This window comes from Streptomyces sp. TSRI0281, assembly GCF_001905125.1.
In the GTDB taxonomy this organism is placed as follows: domain Bacteria; phylum Actinomycetota; class Actinomycetes; order Streptomycetales; family Streptomycetaceae; genus Streptomyces.
Genome location: NZ_LWLE01000001.1, coordinates 1,341,915 through 1,362,776, shown reverse-complemented (window position 1 = coordinate 1,362,776; position 20,862 = coordinate 1,341,915). Strand labels below are relative to the sequence as shown.

The 20,862-nt window shown below is 69.6% G+C and carries 16 protein-coding genes, 3 pseudogenes and 1 riboswitch; of the genes and pseudogenes, 6 read left to right on the top strand and 13 right to left on the bottom strand.

What is annotated here, in order from left to right:
* Positions 1–84 precede the first annotated feature (84 nt).
* The 3 genes from A6A29_RS06380 to A6A29_RS44670 form a co-directional block, all read right to left on the bottom strand.
* Positions 85–936 carry a siderophore-interacting protein gene (locus tag A6A29_RS06380; protein WP_073718856.1) on the bottom strand — a complete coding sequence of 284 codons (852 nt, stop codon included), beginning with the start codon at positions 934–936 and terminating at the stop codon, positions 85–87.
* The gene (locus tag A6A29_RS06375) at positions 933–1,172 is read right to left on the bottom strand and encodes a phosphopantetheine-binding protein (RefSeq protein ID WP_073719042.1); all 240 of its coding nucleotides are present in this window, start codon (positions 1,170–1,172) and stop codon (positions 933–935) included. Before A6A29_RS06375 ends, A6A29_RS06380 begins: the two co-directional genes overlap by 4 nt.
* 220 nt (positions 1,173–1,392) lie before the next feature.
* Complete coding sequence (locus A6A29_RS44670; protein WP_143196954.1) at positions 1,393–1,620, bottom strand: hypothetical protein; 228 nt, start codon at positions 1,618–1,620, stop codon at positions 1,393–1,395.
* 388 nt (positions 1,621–2,008) lie between these two features.
* Between A6A29_RS44670 and A6A29_RS06365 the strand changes: the two genes are divergently transcribed.
* Entirely contained in the window at positions 2,009–2,563 is a 555-nt protein-coding gene (locus A6A29_RS06365; RefSeq protein ID WP_143196953.1) for a hypothetical protein, read from the top strand.
* 333 nt (positions 2,564–2,896) lie between these two features.
* Positions 2,897–3,355 (top strand): hypothetical protein, encoded by a 459-nt coding sequence (locus A6A29_RS06360; RefSeq protein ID WP_073718853.1) that lies wholly within the window; start codon positions 2,897–2,899, stop codon positions 3,353–3,355.
* A 111-nt stretch (positions 3,356–3,466) separates the two neighbouring features.
* Here A6A29_RS06360 and A6A29_RS06355 read toward each other — a convergent pair whose 3' ends face one another.
* The 5 genes and pseudogenes from A6A29_RS06355 to tsaD all read right to left on the bottom strand — a co-directional run bounded on the left by A6A29_RS06355 (position 3,467) and on the right by tsaD (position 6,652).
* Positions 3,467–4,225, bottom strand: a complete 759-nt coding sequence (locus A6A29_RS06355; protein ID WP_073719041.1) for an enoyl-CoA hydratase — start codon at positions 4,223–4,225, stop codon at positions 3,467–3,469.
* A 26-nt stretch (positions 4,226–4,251) separates the two neighbouring features.
* Positions 4,252–4,663: pseudogene (locus tag A6A29_RS06350) on the bottom strand (NAD-binding protein); the annotation flags it as partial.
* Positions 4,662–5,259: pseudogene (locus A6A29_RS06345) on the bottom strand (acyl-CoA dehydrogenase family protein); the annotation flags it as partial. The pseudogenes A6A29_RS06350 and A6A29_RS06345, both read right to left, overlap by 2 nt.
* 5 nt (positions 5,260–5,264) lie before the next feature.
* Positions 5,265–5,507: pseudogene (locus A6A29_RS06340) on the bottom strand (CoA-acylating methylmalonate-semialdehyde dehydrogenase); the annotation flags it as partial.
* Between the two features lie 80 nt (positions 5,508–5,587).
* Positions 5,588–6,652 (bottom strand): tRNA (adenosine(37)-N6)-threonylcarbamoyltransferase complex transferase subunit TsaD, encoded by a 1,065-nt coding sequence (gene tsaD, locus A6A29_RS06335; RefSeq protein WP_073719040.1) that lies wholly within the window; start codon positions 6,650–6,652, stop codon positions 5,588–5,590.
* A 221-nt stretch (positions 6,653–6,873) separates the two neighbouring features.
* A riboswitch (cobalamin riboswitch) is annotated at positions 6,874–7,090 on the top strand.
* 163 nt (positions 7,091–7,253) lie between these two features.
* Between tsaD and metE the strand changes: the two genes are divergently transcribed.
* Complete coding sequence (gene metE, locus A6A29_RS06330) at positions 7,254–9,572, top strand: 5-methyltetrahydropteroyltriglutamate--homocysteine S-methyltransferase (protein WP_073718852.1); 2,319 nt, start codon at positions 7,254–7,256, stop codon at positions 9,570–9,572.
* A gap of 114 nt (positions 9,573–9,686) precedes the next feature.
* Here the strand turns inward: metE and A6A29_RS06325 are convergent, their stop codons facing one another.
* Complete coding sequence (locus A6A29_RS06325; RefSeq protein WP_079182592.1) at positions 9,687–10,100, bottom strand: winged helix-turn-helix transcriptional regulator; 414 nt, start codon at positions 10,098–10,100, stop codon at positions 9,687–9,689.
* 145 nt (positions 10,101–10,245) lie between these two features.
* Here A6A29_RS06325 and A6A29_RS06320 point away from each other — a divergent pair, with 145 nt between their 5' ends.
* Complete coding sequence (locus A6A29_RS06320; protein WP_073718850.1) at positions 10,246–10,992, top strand: SDR family NAD(P)-dependent oxidoreductase; 747 nt, start codon at positions 10,246–10,248, stop codon at positions 10,990–10,992.
* 31 nt (positions 10,993–11,023) lie between these two features.
* A complete protein-coding gene (locus A6A29_RS06315; protein ID WP_073718849.1) occupies positions 11,024–11,614 on the top strand; it encodes a TetR/AcrR family transcriptional regulator in 591 nt (196 codons plus the stop codon).
* Between the two features lie 14 nt (positions 11,615–11,628).
* On the opposite strand, the gene A6A29_RS06310 is transcribed toward A6A29_RS06315, so the two are convergent.
* Positions 11,629–12,648: an SMP-30/gluconolactonase/LRE family protein gene (locus A6A29_RS06310; protein ID WP_073718848.1), complete on the bottom strand. Its 1,020-nt coding sequence runs from the start codon at positions 12,646–12,648 to the stop codon at positions 11,629–11,631.
* 202 nt (positions 12,649–12,850) lie between these two features.
* On the opposite strand from A6A29_RS06310, the gene A6A29_RS06305 reads away from it, so the two are divergent.
* Complete coding sequence (locus A6A29_RS06305) at positions 12,851–14,659, top strand: flavin-containing monooxygenase (protein WP_073718847.1); 1,809 nt, start codon at positions 12,851–12,853, stop codon at positions 14,657–14,659.
* A gap of 161 nt (positions 14,660–14,820) precedes the next feature.
* On the opposite strand, the gene A6A29_RS06300 is transcribed toward A6A29_RS06305, so the two are convergent.
* From A6A29_RS06300 to A6A29_RS06290, 3 genes are all read right to left on the bottom strand, one after another.
* Positions 14,821–15,813, bottom strand: a complete 993-nt coding sequence (locus A6A29_RS06300; RefSeq protein WP_073718846.1) for an acetylxylan esterase — start codon at positions 15,811–15,813, stop codon at positions 14,821–14,823.
* On the bottom strand, positions 15,810–19,160 hold the full coding sequence (locus A6A29_RS06295; RefSeq protein ID WP_079182590.1) for a fibronectin type III domain-containing protein: 3,351 nt from the start codon (positions 19,158–19,160) through the stop codon (positions 15,810–15,812). The genes A6A29_RS06300 and A6A29_RS06295 overlap by 4 nt, the downstream gene beginning before the upstream one ends.
* A 411-nt stretch (positions 19,161–19,571) precedes the next feature.
* Complete coding sequence (locus tag A6A29_RS06290) at positions 19,572–20,855, bottom strand: ABC transporter substrate-binding protein (protein WP_206745366.1); 1,284 nt, start codon at positions 20,853–20,855, stop codon at positions 19,572–19,574.
* Positions 20,856–20,862 lie beyond the last annotated feature (7 nt).

Here is a 20,862-nt window from a genome sequence, read left to right as displayed (position 1 = left end):
AGGTAAGGCTCACCTTAGTTGATGGCCTTTCGGCAGGACAAGCCAGGGGGCGGGCGTAACGCCCGCCCCGGTCCGGCCGGTTGATCAGTGGTCGTCCTCGTCGAAGTCGGCGACGCCGCGCTTCCAGTAACCGGTGATGTCGCTGTCGGCCTTGTCCAGGCACAACTCGTCGCGGACCCAGCGGCGCAGCGGCTTGATCTGCCCCGCCTCACCCGCGGCCCACACGTACACGCGCTCACCCTCGGGCACGGTCACCGACATCGCGGCCCGTGCCAGCGCGTCGCCGGTTCCCGCCGGCAGGCCGCCGCGGTGCAGCCAGCGCACCTGAACACCCTCGGGCGCGGACAGCGCGATCTCCTCCGCGGCATCGGCGACTTCGACGAACGCCCAGCCCTTCGCGCTCCCGGGCAGCTCCTCCAGCCGGCGCGCGATCGCGGGCAGGGCCGTGATGTCGCCCGCCAGCAGATAGCGGTCGTAGGTGTCCGGGACGATCAGCCCGCCGGGCGGCCCCGCGATGTGCATGACGGTGCCCGGCCGGGCCGCAAGCGCCCAGTCCGACGCGAGACCGCCGTCGTGCGGCGCGATATCGATATCGATCTCGCCCGCGACGGGGTCGTAGCGGCGCACGGTGTACTCCCGCGAGACGAGCGCCGGGCGCGGCCAGCGCAGCATCGCCCCGTTCGGCTCGGGCAGTCGCAGCGAGCCGTCCGGATCCGGGAAGATCAGTTTCACGTGCTCGTCCGGCGCGTGGGCTTCGAACCCCTCGGTGCCCGCCCCGCCCAGGGTCACCCGCAGCAGGCCGGAGCCGACCATGGCGGTACGGACGACCTCGGTCTCCCGGATGCCGATCGGGTAGCCCACCTTCTCGGCATGACGGCCCGCCCGGACCTCCGCGATCCGGTCCAGGTGCCGGTGCCGGTGATCGACGCGGCTCATGCGGCACCACCCGTCAGCAGCGCCGTCCAGTGCGCCAGTTCGGGCTGCTCGGCCAGATCGGGAAACTCCAGCGTGGCCGCCCCCGCGGCGCGCCACCGCTCGACCAGGATCATGATCCGCACCGAGTCCAGGCCGAGGTCGACCAGGTTCTCCTCGGGCGCGATGTCCGCGGGGTCGCAGTCGAGCAGCTCCGCGACGTCGGCGCGGACACGTTCGGGCGACAAGGTCTGATTCATCGGTTCACTCACTCCTGCGGGGATGGGCACCGGCCCGGCGGTCAGCAGGTCGGCGGTCATGGTGGGGACGACGCCACGGCACTGGGCGACATGGGCGCCCGCCCGGCCATGGCGTGCGCGGGGGAGGTCGGCGGACAGGCTCCGCACGGCGAAGTGCCGGGCGCGGCCGGGAAGCGGGAGCAGCACGGCGTCGGCGATGAGCCCCGCCCGAAATGGGCGATCACCCGTGCACGGCCGTCCCCGTCCGTCCGACGCCTGGTCGAGGTGCCGGGGTGTTGGTCGGGCCGGGCCGGAGGGCGCCGCAACGGATGCCGTCGCGGGCGGACTCGGGGCCGAGGGGGCGGGTTCGCGCGGTGGCCACGGTGTACGCGCCCGTGCCCTCGCAGGGCATCTCAGCGGTGGCGAGGGAGCAGGTGTCCACGCCGCCCTCGACGACGTCGGCTCTCAAGCCCCGGCCCCTCGGGTTCCAGGCCACCATGAACTCCCCCTCTCGCGCTCAACCCAGGCAAGGCTAACCTAACCTACGAGTGGGGGATACGGGAAAGCGGAATGGGCGTTGACCGACTCGCGCGACGCGGTCCACCTCGTATGACTTTCCGTCATATCGTCGCGCGGGCCCGCCGATCACTCCCGTCCGGAGCGCCGACGCACTCGACCACGAGCCCGCCCGCACCGCCGGGGCGGGCCTGCTTCAAGGCGAGGTGGCCCATACCCTGTCCCGGAGGAGTGCGCGGGTGCGATGCTTTGCACAAAGGTTCGCGGGGCAGGGGGATGCCGTGGGTGCGGTGGGTGCACGTGTGGTCGTAACGCCGGACAATTCCGTCTATCGTCGACGGTTGGCGATGTACGGGGTGATCGGTGTCCCCGCGCTCTGCTCCATGGGGGCCATGACCATCGGCGAGTTCGGGGTGGGCTGGCTCGTACCGTTCGTGGTGCTGATCCTCCTGCCGGTGGCGACCACCCTCGTGATGATGGCGTTGCGCTCCTCGATGGCCCAGATCACGGTCATCGACGACGAACTCCGGATCGACAACGCCGTCGGAGTGAACCTCTACAGCGCTCCTCTGGAGTTCCTGACCGCGCTGCACCCGATCACGTTCGGCGCCGGCCCTTTCACCCCCACACCCGGACGCATGGTCATCGCCTCGCAGTCCACCCGCCCCTATGTGCTCGACCTGCGGCTGTGGCACGCGGCCGACGTGGAGCGGTTGTCGCGCAGGCTTCGGGACATACCCCTGATGGACGAGCAGACCTTCTCGCCCAAGGAACTGAAGAGGCAATACCCCCGCGTGCGGCTGTCGTGGTGGCACGCCCGCCCATGGGCCACGCTCCTCCTGCTGACCGCGTTGACGGCCGCCTACTTCACCCTCGCGGGCCTGCTGTTCATGTGACACCGGCCGCGCATCCAGCCGTCGGCGGAAGCGCCGGCGGCGCCGGATGACCGCACCGGGCACACCCGGGCGCCATCGCCCGACGAGACCGGCGCGCCGTCCGGACCAACCGGGGCGGAGCCGGGCCACAGGCCCCATCGACGGCGGTCCGCGCGACACACCACGCCCCCATTGACCGTGGCATGTCAAAAATCATGGCGATGTGTCTTGTTGCCTCAAGGCGACCGTGTCTCAATGGGGGACCACCTCGCTGATGGTTCGTCAGGAAGGTGGTTCCGGCGCGGCACGCAGCCCCGGCGCGCCGGCAGTCCCCCCACATGAAGGGCAAACATCATGAGGCACGGTTTACTGCGGCTCGGTGTCTGTTCCGCCCTCGCCGCGGGCACGCTCGTTCTGGCCCCCACGGCCGGCGCGGTCGCCCCCACCACCGCCACCATCTCCTTCGACTGCGGCTCGTACGGCTCGGGCAGTGCGACGCTCACTGCCACCCAGAGCGGTACGGCCGCGACCATCAATGTCTCGACATCCGCCATCACCGCCCCCATCAGTATCGGCGCGAACTCCGTCAAATCAACGCTCACGCTCAGCAACAAGGGCGCAGGCTCGGTGAGCTTCACCGGTAACTCCAACCCGGCCATCCCCGCCGGAAGTCCCGTGTCGACGGGGCCGCTCGCCGGGACGGTCTCCCCGGGAGACAGTCTGGCGGCCACATCCCTCAAGGTTGTGGTCTTCGGCATCACCGCGACCTGCAACGCGACCTCCGCGCAGTCGCCCGGCCCGTTCGTGTTCTGAACCGTTCCCGACCGGCCGACGTGCCGGATCGGGACAGCGGACCGGCATGTCGGTGCGGCCGGCCGTGCCACCCGTCTTCAGCGGGTGGCACGGTCCGGCCGCCCCCTTGCGTCAGGAGTGGGTGAAACCGAGCTGTCGCTTGTCGACGAAGGTGGCCATGCCCTCCTTCCGGTCCGCGGTCGCGAACACGGCGTGAAAGAGCCGGCGTTCGAAGCGGACCCCCTCGGCGAGGGTCGTCTCGAAGGCCCGGGACACCGCTTCCTTCGCCATCATCGCGACGGGCAGGGACATCCCGGCGACGGTCTCGGCGACGGCGAGCGCCTCGCCGACGAGGTCGTCGGCGGGTACCACCCGTGAGACGAGACCAGCCTGCTCCGCCTCCGCGGCGTCCATGGTGCGACCGGTCAGACACATCGCCATGGCCTTGGCCCTGCCCACCGCACGCGTCAGCCGCTGGGAGCCTCCGATACCGGGGATGACGCCCAGCTTGATCTCGGGCTGGCCGAACACGGCGGTGTCGGCGGCCAGCAGGATGTCGCAGAGCATCGCCAGCTCGCATCCGCCGCCGAGCGCGTACCCGGAGACGGCCGCGACCGTCGGAGTCCGCAGCGCTCCGAGCCGGTCCCAAGCGGTGAACCAGTCGCTGAGGTACATGTCCATGGAGCTGTGGGGCCGCATCTCCTTGATGTCGGCTCCGGCCGCGAATGCCTTGGGCGATCCGGTAAGGACGATGCAGCCGACGCCGGGGTCCCGGTCCAGATCCGCCGTCGCGGCGACGACCTCGTTCATCACCTGGACATTGAGTGCGTTGAGGGCCTTGGGGCGGTCGAGCGTGAGAAGTGCGGTACGCCCCGTGCGTTCGACCCGGATCGTCCCGTAGGGCTCTGTGGTCCTGCGCCGTCTCCGTCCCGGACCATGTGCGGTGCCGACTTTTCCCTGATGGCTCCGACGATCCCGGAGAAGTCCCGGCCCCCTCGGCATAGGCCGCGTACACCTCTGCCGCTCTCATGCCGAGTTCCGCGTGCACACCACCGGCCCTGGCGGCGTCGGCCGCGAGTCCCAGGCCCTTCGCCATCAGCTCGGCGGCGAAGCCGGGACGGTAGGCGCGGTTGGCCGGGGCCCCGGGACGGGGCAGTTGACGGTCAGGGCCCAGCACTGGCCGGACGCGGTGGAGGCCACGTCGAACAGGGCCCGGTGGGACAGGCCCAGACTCTCGCCGAGGACGAACGCCTCGCTCACCGCGATCATCGAGATGCCGAGGATCGTGTTGTCGCAGATCTTCGCGGCCTGCCCGGCGCCGGGCCCGCCGCCGCTCGTTCGGCCCGAACGACAGACCGGGATCATCCCGGTCCACGACGAACGCGGAGATGCCGTCGGGGCCCGCTCCCCCGGTGCGTGCCATGACGACGTACACCTGGGAGGCGCCCGCCCCGGAGATGAACTGCTTGACGCCGGTAAGGAGGTAGTCGTCCGCGTCCCGCACCGCGGGTGCCGATCGCCCCGGCGTCGGATCTGGCGTCGGGTTCGGTGAGGCAGTAGCTGCCGAGGTCGTCCATGGCGCACAGCCGGGGCAGCCACCGTGCGCGTTGCCCCTCGTCGCCATAGGTGTCGAGCATCCAGGCGACCATGTTGTGGATGGAGAGGTAGCCGGCGATGGACGGGCAGCCGGAGGCCAGGGCCCCGAAGACGAGGACACCGTCGGCGCGGGAGAGGCCGCTGCCGCCCGCGTCCTCCCGTACGTACACGCCGCCGAGCCCGAGCCCGGCGGCCTTGCGCAGCGTGTCGAGCGGAAAGTGCTTGTCCTGGTCCCACTGGACGGCATGGGGGGTCAGGTGGTCCTGCGCGAAGTCGAGGGTGGTCCCGTTCAGGGTCTGTTGGTCCTCGGTGAGCGAGGTGGTGGTCATGGCGCTCAGCCCATGGTGGGGAGGGTGAAGCTCGCGCCTTCCCTGGCGCCCGAGGGCCAGCGCGAGGTGACGGTCTTGGTGCGGGTGTGGAAGCGGATGGCGTCCGGGCCGTGCTGGTTCAGGTCGCCGAAGCCGGATCGCTTCCAGCCGCCGAAGGTGTGGTAGGCGACGGGGACCGGAATGGGGACGTTGACGCCGACCAGGAGGGACCGGAAAGGGCGCGGGTCCACGCGGCGGTGAAACCGGCGACGTCCGCTCCTCCCGGCGCGCAGGACACCGGCGCGCGCGAGCGGTTGCTCGCCCCGCAGAATCCTGAGGCGGGCAGCCCTCAGGCGGCCGTCGCCGCAGCCGCCCCGGGGGTCAGGGCCGCGTATTCCAGCGGCGCGGACGGATCGATCGACACATCGAGGGGGGCGGGCTCGGCTCCCGCCCGTACGAGGAGGTCGCCGACAGCCGCGATCATCGCGCCGTTGTCCGTGCACAGGGTCATCGGGGGCACCCGCAGTCGCACGCCCGCGGCCGCGCACCGCTCCTCGGCGAGCGCGCGCACCCTTGAGTTCGCGGCCACACCACCGACCACGACGAGGGTCCCGACGCCGTGGTCCCGGCAGGCGGCCAGCGCCGTACGGGTCAGGACATCCGCGATCGCCTCCTGGAGCGAGGCCGCGCCGTCGGCCACCGGCAGCTCACGGCCGCAGTGTCCCTCGGCCCAGCGCGCGGCGGCGGTCTTGAGACCGGAGAAGGAGAACGCGTAGGGGTCCTCCTTCCGCCCGGTCAGCGGGCGGGGAAAGGCGACCGCACGCGGATCGCCTCCCCGGGCGGCGCGGTCGATGGCCGGGCCTCCCGGATACGGCAGGCCGAAGACCCGGGCGACCTTGTCGAAGCACTCGCCGGCGGCGTCGTCCAGGGTGTCCCCCAGATGCGTGATCGGGTCGCGGGCCAGGTCCCGTACGAGCAGCAGGGAGGTGTGCCCGCCGGAGACGATCAGCACCACACAGGGGTCGGGCAGCGGGCCGTGCTCCAATGTGTCCGCGGCGACATGCCCCGCCAGGTGGTGCACCCCGTACAACGGGGCGTCGATCGCGTAGGCCAGGGCCTTCGCGCCCGCGAGACCGACCTGGAGCGCACCGGAGAGGCCCGGCCCCGTGGTGACCGCCACCGCGTCGATGTCGGACAGCCGCAGGCCCGCCTGGTCGAGGGCCTGCCCGACGACGGGGGTGAAGGCGTGCAGATGCGCCCGTGCGGCGATCTCCGGGACCACGCCGCCGAACCTGGCGTGCTCGTCCATGCTGGACGCCACCGCGTGAGCGAGCAGACGCCCGTGGGAAACGATCCCCGCACCCGTCTCGTCGCACGACGACTCGATCCCCAGCACCATGCGCCCCGCCGCCATCGACATCCCCTTCACCCAGGCTTTTCGCCTACCTAGTGTAGTTGCAAATGATATGCAATAGGCCGTCGGGCCGGAACGGTTCCGCGAGGGGCCCGCGGTGCGTGGAAAGCGGGGCAGCGGCCGGCGGCACGCCCCTTTCAGCATGACGCGTCGGGCGGATCCCGTGTCTCATGTCACGTTCCGGATGGTGAACATCGGCGCCCCGGAAGTGGCCCGCCCTCTACTCTGGCGGTGCAGCTGGTTCGCCCTGTCCGCCAGGCAGACGCGTCGTAAGAGGGAACCCGGTGGGAATCCGGGACTGCCCCGCAGCGGTGAGTGGGAACGACCGCCGTCATACGCACTGGATCCGGTCGGATCCGGGAAGCGACGGCCACTAGGAATCTGCCCCCGGCAGATGTGCCCACGAGTCCGAAGACCTGCCCGTTGCCCGCACGCGACCCCTCGTGTGCGGATATCCCGGTGACCTCGTGGGCGGGTCGGCGCACATACCAGACGGAACCCCACGCCAGTGGCGTACGCGGGATCCGTCCGGTTCGTCACCCCTTCGCGTCCGTGTCCCGTCTCCGGGATCTCAAGGAGTCATCTCGCGAAGGAGATTTCCGTGACAACCCAGCCCGCAGCCGCGGCAGCACAGGCCACCGTGTACGGCTACCCCCGCCAAGGCCCGAACCGGCAGCTGAAGAAGGCCATCGAGGGCTACTGGAAGGGCCGGATCACCGCCGACGCCCTCCGGGAGACGGCGGTCGGCCTGCGCCGGTCCAACTGGCGGCGACTGGCGGATGCCGGAGTGCACGAAGTGCCCACCGGCGACTTCTCCTACTACGACCACGTCCTGGACACCAGCGTCATGGTCGGTGCTGTCCCCCAGCGGCACCGTGAGGCCGTCGAAGCCGACGCACTCGACGGCTACTTCGCGATGGCGCGCGGGACCCAGGACGTGGCGCCGCTGGAAATGACCAAATGGTTCAACACCAACTACCACTACCTGGTACCCGAGTTGGGCCCGGACACCGTCTTCACCGCCGACTCCACCAAGCAGGTCACCGAGCTGAGGGAAGCCCTCGCGCTCGGGCACACCGCCCGTCCGGTGCTCGTCGGCCCCCTCACGTATCTCCTGCTCGCCAAACCCGCCCCCGGGGTGGCGGCCGGTTTCGATCCGCTCACCCTGCTCGACCGGCTGCTGCCGGTGTACGCGGAAGTCCTCGCCGATCTGCGGGCCGCCGGCGCGGAATGGGTGCAGTTGGACGAGCCCGCGCTGGTCCAGGACCGCACTCCGGCCGAACTGAACGCCGCCTCCCGTGTCTACCGTGACCTCGGCGGCCTCACCGACCGCCCCAAGCTACTCGTCGCCTCCTACTTCGACCGGCTGGGCGAGGCCCTTCCCGTCCTGGCGAAGGCCCCGGTCGACGGCCTGGCCCTCGACTTCACCGATGCCGCCGCCGCCAACCTCGAAGACCTCGCCGCCGCCGGCGGGCTTCCCGGCAAACGGCTCGTCGCGGGTGTCGTCGACGGCCGCAACATCTGGATCAACGACTACGAGAAGTCGCTGGCCACCCTCGCCACCCTCCTCGGCCTCGCCGGCCGGGTCGACGTCGCCGCCTCCTGCTCCCTGCTGCACGTCCCGCTGGACACGGCACCGGAGAGGGACATCGCCCCTCAGATCCTTCGCTGGCTCGCCTTCGCCGAACAGAAGACCGCCGAGGTCGTCACACTCGCGAAGGGCCTGGCACAGGGCACGGGCGCCGTCACCGCGGAGATCACCGCCAACCGGGCCGACCTCGCCTCCCGCGCCCACTCCCCCCTCACCCACGACCCCGCCGTACGGGCCAGGACCGCCGCCATCACGGACGCCGACGGCCGACGCTCCCAGCCGTACGAGGAGCGTGCCGCAGCTCAACGGGCGCTCCTCGGGCTGCCGTTGCTGCCGACCACGACCATCGGCTCGTTCCCCCAGACCGCCGAACTGCGCACGGCCCGCGCCGACCTGCGCGCGGGCCGGATCGACACGGCCGGTTACGAGGAGCGGATCAAGGCCGAGATCGGTGAGGTCATCTCCTTCCAGGAGAAGACCGGCATCGACGTCCTGGTGCACGGCGAGCCCGAACGCAACGACATGGTCCAGTACTTCGCCGAGCAGCTCACCGGCTACCTCGCCACACAGCACGGCTGGGTCCAGTCGTACGGCACCCGTTACGTCCGCCCGCCGGTCCTGGCCGGCGACATCTCCCGCCACGAAGCGATGACGGTGCGCTGGACCTCGTACGCCCAGTCCCTCACCGACCGCCCGGTCAAGGGCATGCTGACCGGGCCCGTCACCATGCTCGCCTGGTCCTTCGTCCGCGACGACCAGCCGCTCGGCGACACCGCCCGCCAAGTGGCCCTCGCCCTGCGCGACGAGGTCAACGACCTCCAGGCGAGCGGAACTTCGGTTATCCAGGTCGACGAACCCGCCCTGCGCGAGACCCTGCCCCTGCGCGCGGCGGACCACGCCGGCTACCTCGACTGGGCCACCGAATCGTTCCGGCTCACCACCAGCGGGGTGCGTCCGGACACCCAGATCCACACCCACATGTGCTATGCCGAGTTCGGCGACATCGTCCAGGCCATCGACGACCTCGACGCCGACGTCATCAGCCTGGAGGCCGCCCGCTCCCACATGCAGGTCGCCCGCGAACTCGCCGCCCACGGCTACCCGCGCGAGGCGGGCCCCGGGGTGTACGACATCCACTCCCCCCGTGTGCCCGACGCGGACGAGGCCGCCGCCCTGCTCCGCAAGGGGCTGAAGGCCATCCCCGCCGAACGGCTCTGGGTCAACCCCGACTGCGGTCTGAAGACCCGCGGCTGGCCCGAGACCAGGGCATCCCTGGAGAACCTGGTCACCGCGGCCCGCACCGTCCGCGGTGAGCTGCCCTCGGCCTGACCGCGAAGGTGCCCAAGCGGCCGGGGCGCCGACCGGCGCCCCGGCCCCTACGGGCACCCCGGCCGCGGCACGGCGGACAGCGCACGACAACGGAGGCGAGGACGGGATTTCGGGTCAGGGCCGTGGCGTGTCGTCGTAGCGGCGCCGGTTGTCGCCGATCTCCTTCCGGTGCGAGGCAGCCCATTCACCGAAGGCGGTGGCGGCATCCAGCAGTGTCGAGCCGAGTCCGGTCAGGGTGTACTCCACGCGGGGAGGAACGCTGGCATAGACGGTGCGGGTCAGCAGTCCGTCCCGTTCGAGCTGCCTCAGCGTCAGTGTGAGCATCCGCTGCGAGATGCCGGTGACGGCGCGGTGGAGCTCACCGAAGCGCAGCGTGCGGTCGCGGAGCCGGCCGATGACCAGGATGCTCCACTTGTCGCCGATCACGCCAAGGATCTGGAGCACCTGTCGGCACGCTTCTTCCTCGGTCTCGCCTCGCTCGTGCCCCTCGGTCCTGGCCGCCGACGAGCTGTCCGGGATGGGAGACAACGGTTACCTCCGTGTGCGTGACTGACAGCAATGTGCCGTCTTGTCCCTCTCCTCGTAGTAACGAAGCATGAGGCTACGAACAATACGTAAGTATTGGGGCTCGGGCCGGTGTTACGTCCGACGCTCCGGTCGGGAAGGAACCTTGGTGGCAAAGACACTGATCGTTGTGGGTGCGGGCCCGGGGCTGGGGATGGGGGTGGCCCGTGCGTTCGGCCGCCATGGCTTCAGGGTCGGACTGATCGCACGTACCAAGGCGAAACTGGACGCCCTGGTCGATGAGTTGACCGCGCTGGGCGTCACCGCCGCGGCCTTCCCCGCCGATATCCGCGACCGCGAGGCCCTCGCCGCGGCTCTGACCGCGGCGAGGAGCGCGCTGGGTCCGATCGACGTCCTGGAATACAGCCCCAGCCCGACCGGGGCCATCACGCACGCCGCCGCGACCACGGTCGCCTCGGCCACCGCACAGTTCGAACTGCACGCTCTGGGAGCCGTGACCGCCGTGCGGCACGTACTGCCGGAGATGCGCGCCCGTGGCAATGGCACGCTGCTGCTCACCACGGGCGTCTCCTCAACGGTCCCGGCTCCCTTCCTGGCCAACGTCGGCATGGCCATGGCTGGGCTGCGGAACTGGGCACACGCCCTGCACACCGAACTCGCTCCGGAAGGGGTCCACGTCGGCACCGTGACCATCGCCTGCGGCATCGTCCCCGGTGGCGGTGAGGCCGACCCCGACGCCATCGGGGCCCGGTACTACACCCTGTATCAGCGGCGGGACCGTGCCGAGGAGATCATCGGCGACCCGGACGCCTTCCGGGCCCTCGTGGACCAGCGGGCCCACGGGGCGCCGGACACCGCGGGCGCCGAAGGCGGTGCGCACACTCGGCAGGCATGAGCCCGCTCCGTCCGGCCGGTACGCTTCCGGGGTGACGCAGCACCCCATGCCGGACGAACGGCGTCCCGCGAACGACGGGCCGAAGGCTGCCGCCCGCAACCGGGCCGCTCTGGTCGCCGCCGCCCGGGAGATCTACGCGGAGTACGGGCTGGACGCCCCGCTTTCCGCGATCGCGCGCCGGGCCGGGGTCGGGCAGGGCGTTCTGTACCGGCATTTTCCCGACCGGGCCGCCGTGGCGACCGCGGTTCTGGAGGAGAACGTGCGGCAGGTCGAGCAGGCAGCCGCGGCCCAGGACGCGACGTTGGCCGACGCCCTCGGTGTGATGACGTGGCACCTGACGGAGTCGGCGGCTTTCATCGGCCTCTTACACGTCGATGGAGCGGGCGGCCGCTCCGGCATCCGCGCCCACGCCCTGGCCCTCTCCGAGCGGGTCGAGCGCGGCCTGCGGGGGCACCTGACGGACGGTCACCGACTGGGGGCGGCGGACGACCTCATGCTCGCGGTCGCCATGGTCTCCGGCGCCGTCACCGGCCCGACCCGTGAGGAGCGGGAACGCCGGGCCCTGGCCGCCTGGAGGCTGCTCGGCGTCGAGGTGGGACCGGTGCGGCCCTTCGACGGGTGAGTGCGGGAGCGCTGTCAGCCGCCGTTGGACTGCCGGATGCCTTCCGCGGGCGCGTCGAAGGCGTACAGGTACCCCCCGGCGGGCCCGCTGACGGTCATGTACGCCGTGGTCCCGCCGGGCGTGATCGCCACATTGGTCACCGACTCCAGCCCTGTGTCGCGGGCGGGTATCTCGACCGTCGCCAGACGCTCACCGTGCTGGTCGTACACGACCATCGCGGGCCGGCCGTGCAGTCCCTGGTAGAGGTTGGCGTCCGCGTCGACGGCGATCGAGTCGGTCTGGGCGATCCCCCCGTCGACGCGGACAGCGGTGTGCCGCGAAGCCACCCCGCCCTTTCCGTCGAGGCGGAGGTAGGAGATCCGGTTCTGTGTCAGCTCGCTGATCCACAGCCCTCGGTAGTCCGCGTCGAACGAGATGCCGTTCGTCGCGGCGAGATCCTCGGCCAGGACGGTGGCTTTCCCGCCGTCGCGGCCGATCCGCACCACACGCCCGTGCGCCACTCCCTCGGACAGGCCGCGTGAGTCGCTGACGTACAGATTCCCCTCCTCGTCGAAGGCGATGTCGTCGGGGTTCATCTGCGCCCCGTCGACCTTGCCGGAGAAGAAGATCCGCGGATCACTGCCGTCCGGGGCCAGGCTCACGACCTCGCCGTGGGCGTAGTCGGTCAGGTAGAGCCGTCCGTCGTAGGGGCTGAACTGTGCCGAGGTGTAGGCCCCTCGGGCGTCGGTGTGGAGCGCCCGCGACGTCTTCTTCTCGACGTCGACGCGTATCACCTTCGGCTTGCCCGCGGGCGCGGTGACATCGACGACGATCAGGTGGCCGTCCTTGTCGAAGGTCGGCCCCTCCAGCAGGGTCATCCCGGTCTCCTCGTGCACCTGTGTCAGCCGCATGACCTTGTGCGCGCGGATGGTCCGGTCCGTGCCTGCGGGGGCCGCTCGGTCATGGGGGTCACCGGGCTCCGTACCGCATCCGGTGAGGGCCAGCGCGCCCATCGCGGCGAGCACGGCAAGGGATCGGATCGGGAGTCGTCGCATGGGGGATCACTCTTCCTGTCCGCCGGGTGCGGGTGCCACGGGCCGGAAGGTACGCAAGCGCCCGACCGGGCGCGCGGACGTGTTCCGGCCGAGTGTCGCGGTGGGCCCGCCCTTCAACCGGACACCATTGTCCGGTAGTTGCTACCGTAGCGGACGGCCGTTCACTCCGGGACGGTCCGACCGGCAGGATCGAGGTCCCCGCATGACACCTCCTCAAGCGTCGATACCCGACGGCCTCACCGCACTGAGGCAGCGGTACCGCCTCGAACGTGAACGACGCGTACGGCCCGACGGCGCCCGCCAATACCGCGACACCGAGACCGAGTTCGGCTACTACGCCGCCGATCCGTACGCGGGGGAGCCGGCCGCGCGCGAGCCACTGCGCGACACCGTCGACGTCGCCGTGGTCGGTGGTGGATTCGGCGGCATCCTCGCCGGGGCACGGCTGCGGCAACAAGGTGTGGCGCGCGTCCGGATCGTGGAGAAGGGCGGCGACTTCGGGGGCACCTGGTACTGGAACCGCTACCCGGGCGTCCACTGCGACATCGAGTCGCACGTGTACCTGCCGATGCTGGACGAGACCGGATACGTACCGGAGTGGAAGTACGCTCCCGGTGAGGAGATCCGCCGCCACGCGGTGCGGGTGGCACGGCAGTTCGACCTCTACCCGGACTCCCTGTTCTCCACGGCGGTCACCTCGCTGACCTGGGACGAGGAATCCGGGACATGGATCGTGGCCACCGACCGCGGCGACGCGTTCCGGGCCAGGTACGTCGTCACCGCCACCGGCACCCTCTCCGAGCCGAAGCTCCCCGGGATACCCGGCATCGAGGACTTCACGGGCCACACCTTCCACACCTCGCGGTGGGACTACGCCTACACCGGCGGCACCGCGGACGGCGCCATGAGCGGCCTCTCGCACAAGCGGGTGGGCATCGTCGGCACCGGAGCCACGGGCGTCCAGGTCATCCCCCTGCTGGCCGAGGACGCCGGACACGTCTACGTCTTCCAGCGCACCCCCTCCACCGTGGACGTGCGCGCCAACCGCCGCACCACCGCCCAGGACGTCGGCGCCGACCGCGACGGCTGGGCACGCGAGCGCCGCGAGAACTACCTCCGTATCGTCTCCGGCGAGACCGCCGAACAGGATCTCGTGGCGGACCGCTGGACCACGTCGGCGGGACTCCTGGAGAAGCTCCTGCCGAGCTTCCGCCGCCAGGGCGACCGGCCAGCCTTCGAAGCCGCGTACGAGAAGGCCGACGCCGCCAAGATGAACGAGCTCCGCGCCCGCGTCGAACAGACCGTCACCGACCCGGTCACGGCGGAGAGGCTCAAACCCTGGTACCGGTACGCCTGCAAGCGCCCCACCTTCTCCGACCGGTACTACCCCGCGTTCAACCGCGACAACGTCACCCTGGTCGACACCGCGGACACCCACGGCATCGAGCGCATCACCGAGAACGGCGTCGTGGTCGGCGACACCGCGTACGAACTCGACTGCCTGATCTTCGCCACAGGATTCTCCGTCGGGACCTCCGGCGTCCTGTCCGGCAAGCTCCCCGTCCACGGCCGGGGCGGCACCCCACTGCTGCACGCGTGGGCGCGACAGGGTCCGCGCACGCTGCACGGCTTCACCAGCAACGGCTTCCCGAACCTGATCCTGATGGGCTCCCTGCAGAACGCCAGCAGCGTCAACTACACACACATCCTGGACGAGCAGGCTGTCCATGCCGCCGCTCTCGTCGCCGCCGCCGAAGCCGGGGGCGCCCTCATCGAACCGTCCCGCGAGTCCGAGGACGCCTGGATCGCCGCGCTGGCCGAGGACGCCCCCGACCACGAGTGGTTCCACGCCGAGTGCACCCCCGGCTACTACAACCGCGAAGGGCGCGGCCGGCCGAACGGCCCGTTCGCCTACCCCCACGGCGCGTGCACCTTCCACGACCTCCTGAGGCGATGGCGCGAGGAGTCCTTGGACGGGATCCTCCGGACCAGGACTCCCGCTCGTCCCTAGCGATTGCCTGCCCCGTCCTGGGCGGCCTTCCGGGCTGTGCGGCACACACCGGTCGCCGGTGATGCGATCGCCTCACGTGCGCCGCACACTCCAGGAGGAGGCAAACCCTCTCACCCCTCCGGAACCGTCATGCCGGGGACCGGCCGCACCGACCGACGGCGTCATGCGGGGCGATGCCGCTGTCCGCCGAGGTGAGTGTCGAGGAAGCGCAGGACATCAAGGTCCTCCGTGCTGCCACCGCCGGAATGGCCGCCATATTTCCAGATGCGAAGCTCCTTGCCGCCCGCATACGCGTCAAACGCGCGGGAGACCGTCGGCGCCGGACACACGGTGTCACGGAGCCCGGCGGAGAAGAGCGCCGGCGCTGTCGCACGGGGGCCGAAGTTGACAGCGTCCACGTACGACAGGGCGCGCATCGCCTCTTGTTCCCGGTGGACATGGGTCCCGAGCCATTCCACGATCTCCATGTACGGCCCGGATTCCGCGAGGGCGAGTGCGCGCGGAATGTCGCACAGGAACGGGACCTTCGCCACGACCGCGGCGAGATCGGGGACCAGACCGGCGACCGCGAGCGCGACTCCGCCGCCCTGGCTCGCCCCGAAGAGCGCGACCCGCGACGGATCGATCCCGTCGAGGCTCCGCATCGCGTCGACCGCGCGGACGGCGTCGACGATGAGTCGGCGGTAGTAGTAGTGGGCCGGGTCCGTGAGGCCCCGCGAGGCGAAACCGGGGACGGACGGACCCGATCCGTGGGAGTCCGCGGTGTGCCCGGGGCTGTGTACGCTGCCCTGCCCTCGCGTGTCCATCGTCAGGTGGGCGTATCCGGCCGAGGACCACAGCAGGTTGTCGATGTGCTCGCCGCGCCCATTGCCGTAGCCCACGAACTCGACGACGGCCGCGGCCTGTTCCGGGCGTCCTCTAGGTCTGCGGAGCCAGCCCTTGACCTCTTCGCCCTGGAAGCCGGAGAAAGACACGTCGAACACGTCGATGGTCTTCACCGGAGAGTCGATGCGGTCGATTCGGACGCTGAGCTCAAAGCCGCGAGCCTGCGCAAGCGTCCGGTCCCAGAAGTCTTCGAAGTCGGCGGAGGAGAACGTCTCGTCGTGCTCCCGCCCCAGGGGTGCCATCGGATGGGTAGGGCGTTCCTGGGTCATTTTCCGTAGATCTCCACTTCGAGAACGCGCGCATTCGTGTAACCGGGTGCCGCACATGCTTTGGTGATGTGCAACCGCACACTCTTCGTCGTGACGGGAACGAAGGAGAGGTCGTTGAAGGTCCCCGCGTAGACATCCCGGTCATTGCCGACGACGGCGGTGACGGTTCGCCACGTGGCGCCGTCCCACTGCTGCAGCTCGAAATCCGCCACCTGGAATCCTTTGTTGGCCATGAACCCCGTGTGCACGCAGACCCGGCCGATCGTCTTCGCGCTCGCCCAGGCGAACTCGAGGTCATGCGGCTCGCCCGGTTGGGAGACCCACCGGCTCGAATCCAGGTTGGTGATTCCGTCGACGAGCTTCGCGGTGGCGGTGCCGGCGAGGGTGGAGCTCGCCGTGATCGTCGCCTCACGCGCGATGTTCCTGAGCCGGGACGGAGCGGGGTGCGAGGCATCGGCCGATCGCACGCCGCCGGTGACGGCAACGACCTTGTAGTAGCCGCCCGCACCGGAACTCGCCGTGTCGACCAGACTCAGGTCCGGATGGTTGCTCGCGACGACGGTGTACGGACCGGCCGGCCCCTCGGCACGGAGCACATCGAAACCGGTCGCGGTGTCTGCCTCGACATGCAAGCGATCAACGTTCACGGACGATCCGTCGGAGATGGCACCGGCACGGCCCGGTGCGGAGTCCTGGAGGCTGCCTGAGCTCACCCGGAGCACTTCGCCGCCGTCGCGGAAGAGTGCGAGCGTCGCCGCATTGAGTTCGAAGCGATAGGTGACCTGTCGTCCGGCCGTCGGCATCGCATACGGGTCGGTGATCGCGGGGGTCGAGCCGAGAATCGTCGTCTCACCGTTGAGCACACGGCCGATGCAGTGCTTCGTCGTCGCGAAGTCGAAGACGGCGAACAGGTAGTTGTTGGCGTCCGAGTACCGGAGTACGAGTCCTGCCGAGCCGGACAAGGGTGGTGAGAAGGCGAGTTCCGCACCGACGAAGTGGTGCGTGGCCACGTCGGGTCCGAACAGAGCCAGGCCGGAGCCACTGATGGCGAGCCGCTTCGACATCCCGATTCCGCCGGCGAGCGGACCGTCGGCCCCCGGCAGGCTCACGACCTCCCACGGGCCGTTCAGAGTCCAGTCACCCGAGCCGCTCTCAAGGTTCGAGCTCGCGATGCGCTTGTACGACGGCTTCCACCACACCGCGGTGCCACCGCTCCCGGCAGCCGCGAGCACGGTGTGGGGCGCGTAGGGCACATCGGCACCGGGGGTCGCCACCAGTGCGTTGGATGCCGAGGACTCGCCGTAGCCGTTCACCGCTTGCACCGTGAAGGTGCGTGCCTCGCCGTTCGCGATGCCACGTACACGCAGGCCGATCGCGTTCCCCGCGTCGATGGTGTGCTCACTGCCGTTAGCGCTGTGACGCACGGTGTAGCTGTTCGCCCCGACAACGGGCTGCCACGACACGTTGACACAGCCATCGCCGGGCGCCGCCACATCGAGAAGCGGGGCGGAGGGTGCGGCGAGGAGCACATGGCAGGGCGGTGATGCCGCGCCCTGCCCCTTCTTGGTCAGTGGCGTGACGGTGAACTCATAGGCCCTGCCCAGCGCGAGCCCGGCGAAGGCGGCTTCGGTCTTCCTCGTCACGCGACGCTTCACGACGGTTCCGTTCGCGTCCCGGCAGCGTACGAGATAGTCACCGGCGCCGAGGGCCGGGGTCCACGCCACGGTGACGCGTCTGCCGTTCGGCCGGGTGCTGAGGATGTTGGCTCCGTTGCGGGTGACGAAAGCCGGGTCGAGGCTCGCGCGGGCTCGCCTCCAGCGCACCCTCATCACGCTGTACGCCGGCACCTCCACGACGCCGGAGGCGCTTCCCTCGGTCATGGCGATGGAGCCGGGCGCGGCTGCTGTGTTCTCCGCACGGGGGTCGTCCGAGCTGATGAACAGGGTGTCGAACGGACCGGGCAGCGTCACGCCGCCCCACTGGAGGGTGAGCGCATGCGCGGTGGCCGACTTGTTCGTGATCACGAGCGAGTCGTATCCGTCGAGTCCGACGTACGCCTGCGTGTGCACGGCCGGAACTGTTCCCCCGTGCTTCGGCACGGTGACGACGGCCTCGGAAGTGGAGGTGGTGAGAGTGTGCGAACTCCTGTTGATCGCGTCGAGACACACGGCGAGGCCCAGCGCGGACCCGTGTCTGACGATCCCGTAGTCGAAGCCGGTGGTGTCCAGGGTCTCGCCGCGTTCATGGACGGACTTCATGGTGTCGAGGTAGGGCTTGGTGAAGGTGGTACCGAATTGCACCAGGCCGTGCAGCATGACCCGATCGACATTCGGATGCGCTGAGAGCCGTGTGACGAATTCGGCGGCGAAGATCCCGTTGTACAGCGTGCGGATGATGCCCGATGTCGACAGCGCGGTCATGGTGCTCGGAGTCGAGTTGAACTCGCTGACGAACACCCGCATGTCCGGGCGGCCCTTGGCGAGGTAGTAGCTGTCGACGTAGGAGTTCGTACGGTCGGCGAGGCGGGTGTTGAGGTCTTTCACCGCGTCGTCGAACGTGCTGTACCGATCACCGCCGCCGTACATATGGAACGAGATCCCGTCCCAGTACTTGTCCGGGTAGGCGCCCAGCGCCTGATCCCACGCCGGGGCCTCGCCCTGCGAGAACATGACATTCACCTGGGCGGCGGGATCAACCGCCTTGATGGCGTCGTAGTACGGCTTCATGCGCGCGGCGTAGTCCGTCGCGTCCATGAAGAAGGTCGGCAGCAGCCACCCTTCGTTGCTCAGCTCGTATGCCGCGACCCTGATGCTGTTGGCCAGGCAGTAGCCGGCGATCGCGGCGGCGGATTCCGGGGTGTCGGTGAAACCGTTGATGATGATCACGGTGTCGGCCCGAATGTCGTCGAGCAGGGCCTTGAAGCCCGCGAGGCGATGCAGATCCGGCTTGGCACCGATGACATGCGCGTCGTCCTGCGACGTGTCGAAGGCGGTCATCTTGCCGAAGAACTGTGCGGCCCACTCCGGGCGCACGTCTCCGCTGCGAAGGTCGAAGTAGTCCGCATCCGTGCCGGAGGGGTACCGGAGCGTTCCGGTACGGAGCTCCCGGGCAAGACTCGCTGCCTGCGGGTCCCCGAAATTCATTCCGACCACTTGGAAGTCGGGGTTGTAGCCGCCGAAGTTCGGTGCAAGGGGGGCAGCGGTACCCGGGTCGATGTTCACGGTGAGCGGTTCCCCGGCGCTCGCGTTCACCCCGAACGCACGCCCTGGTGCTCCACTCACCGAGATGAGTGCCGCACCGGCGCCCGCCAGCCCTGCTCGGATGACTGTTCTGCGTGATGCTTCCATGATCTCGACCCCTTTGTCTCGAACAGGTGTTGATGCGCAGCGGTGCTACTGGCTCGGTTCTCGCGAACAGGTGCGGCGGCAGGCCGGAGGGCGGTTCGCGGCGGGTGGGAGAAGTGCGGTGATCGCGCAAGAGCCGCAGGGCGAGCGAGCGGTGGAACGTCGGCGTCGAGTTCGGCGGGAGGGTGGTCCGGAGGACCTGCGTTCCGCTCGGCCGACGAAGGAGCGGGGCTCGCCCGCCGTCTCCGGGCGAGTGTGCCGGTGGCGACTGTGTGGCGGCTGCTGAAGAGGCAGCTGGACCGACTACCGCGGCCTGCTGGTCCGCACGCGCATCCAACTCGGGCACCAGCTCGTCGACGTGTGCCTGGCAGGGTCCGGACCGACGCTCACCGTACCGACACCACCGTCAAGACCTCAGGAACCGGCGCGGGAGAAGTTCTTCGTCTCGATCTGCCCGGCGTCAACGGCATCCTTGAATGCGTTGTTGTAGGTCTTCGCGACGGACGCGAGCCCCGAATCGATGTTCTCGGTGCCGAGAATCAGGCGTGCGAGGGAATCCCGGAAGTTCTCACCCTGCACATTCAGGAGCGCCGTCGGAGCAACGAACCACGCCTCGTCGGACGGTGACGGGGTGTAATCAGAGTACTGGGGCCACTTCACGGATGCCTCTGCGGCCGCGGCCGCATCCTTGCGGATCGGGAAGGTCAGTCCGGTCTTGCCGAGTTTCGCGTTGAGGTCGGAACCGATGAGCGTCTTGAGCACATCCGCGGCGTCGGCCGCGTTCCCACTCGACGCATTGATGGCATAGGGCGTGCCCGCGTTCATGGCCTGACGGACCGGCTTCGCCTCGTCCGGAGCCGGCACCGCGGCAGCAGCCCAATCGACCTTCGTCGCATTGGTCTCGTTGAGCACCCCGACATCCCAGGAAGTGGAGATGAACATCCCGACCTTGCCGTTCGAGAAGGCCGCCCTCATGGCGTCGTTCTCCAGCGAGCTCGCTCCCGGGTACGCCCATTTCTTCGCGATGAGCTCCCGGTACAGCTCAACACCGGGCTTGTACTTCTCGCTCTGGTACTCCTGTGCTTCCACGTTGAAGATGCCCTTGCCCGTGAGATCGGCATCGCTGTTCGTGATGGCGGGGTCCAGCATCCAGCCGGCCCAGCCGACCCACTTGAGCGGGAGACCGAAACAGTAGGCGCCCTGGTCGCTCGCTTCGATGGCCGCACACGCCGATGTCACTTCGGAGAAGGTGGCCGGCGGCTTCTTGGGGTCTAGACCGGCCTTGGCGAAGATGTCTTTGTTGTAGGCGAGCCTGGTCGTGTCGGCGGTGGTGGGAACCGCGTAGATCTTGTCGTTGTAGATGTACGGCGACGGCTTCTGGAGCGCGCTCTCGTATGCCGCCAGGTCGTCACCGCTCAAAACATCGTCGAGCGGCTGGAGGAACCCTGCCGGGGCCAGCACCTGAGCATTCGAGGCATCGAAGACATCAGGGCCCTTGCCGGTCTTGAGTGCCAGCTGGAGCGCGTCGAGGTAGGAGTCCGAAGCCTGAACCGTGACCTCGATCTCGGTGTCGTTGTCCTTGCCCCATTGCTCGAGGAAGGTCGCGATCGCCTTGGACTGGGCGCCGTTCTGAATCCACACACTGACCGTCCCGTCGGACGCTCCGGTACCGGATCCGCATGCGGCGAGAAGAACCATTGACGCG

Coding starts and splice junctions, on each gene's coding strand:
- A6A29_RS06380 (WP_073718856.1), bottom strand. CDS start 936: ATGAGCCGCGTCGATCACCGGCACCGGCACCTGGACCGGATCGCGGAG.
- A6A29_RS06375 (WP_073719042.1), bottom strand. CDS start 1,172: ATGAATCAGACCTTGTCGCCCGAACGTGTCCGCGCCGACGTCGCGGAG.
- A6A29_RS06360 (WP_073718853.1), top strand. CDS start 2,897: ATGAGGCACGGTTTACTGCGGCTCGGTGTCTGTTCCGCCCTCGCCGCG.
- tsaD (WP_073719040.1), bottom strand. CDS start 6,652: ATGGCGGCGGGGCGCATGGTGCTGGGGATCGAGTCGTCGTGCGACGAG.
- A6A29_RS06310 (WP_073718848.1), bottom strand. CDS start 12,648: ATGCGACGACTCCCGATCCGATCCCTTGCCGTGCTCGCCGCGATGGGC.
- A6A29_RS06305 (WP_073718847.1), top strand. CDS start 12,851: ATGACACCTCCTCAAGCGTCGATACCCGACGGCCTCACCGCACTGAGG.
- A6A29_RS06300 (WP_073718846.1), bottom strand. CDS start 15,813: ATGACCCAGGAACGCCCTACCCATCCGATGGCACCCCTGGGGCGGGAG.
- A6A29_RS06295 (WP_079182590.1), bottom strand. CDS start 19,160: ATGGAAGCATCACGCAGAACAGTCATCCGAGCAGGGCTGGCGGGCGCC.
- A6A29_RS06290 (WP_206745366.1), bottom strand. CDS start 20,855: ATGGTTCTTCTCGCCGCATGCGGATCCGGTACCGGAGCGTCCGACGGG.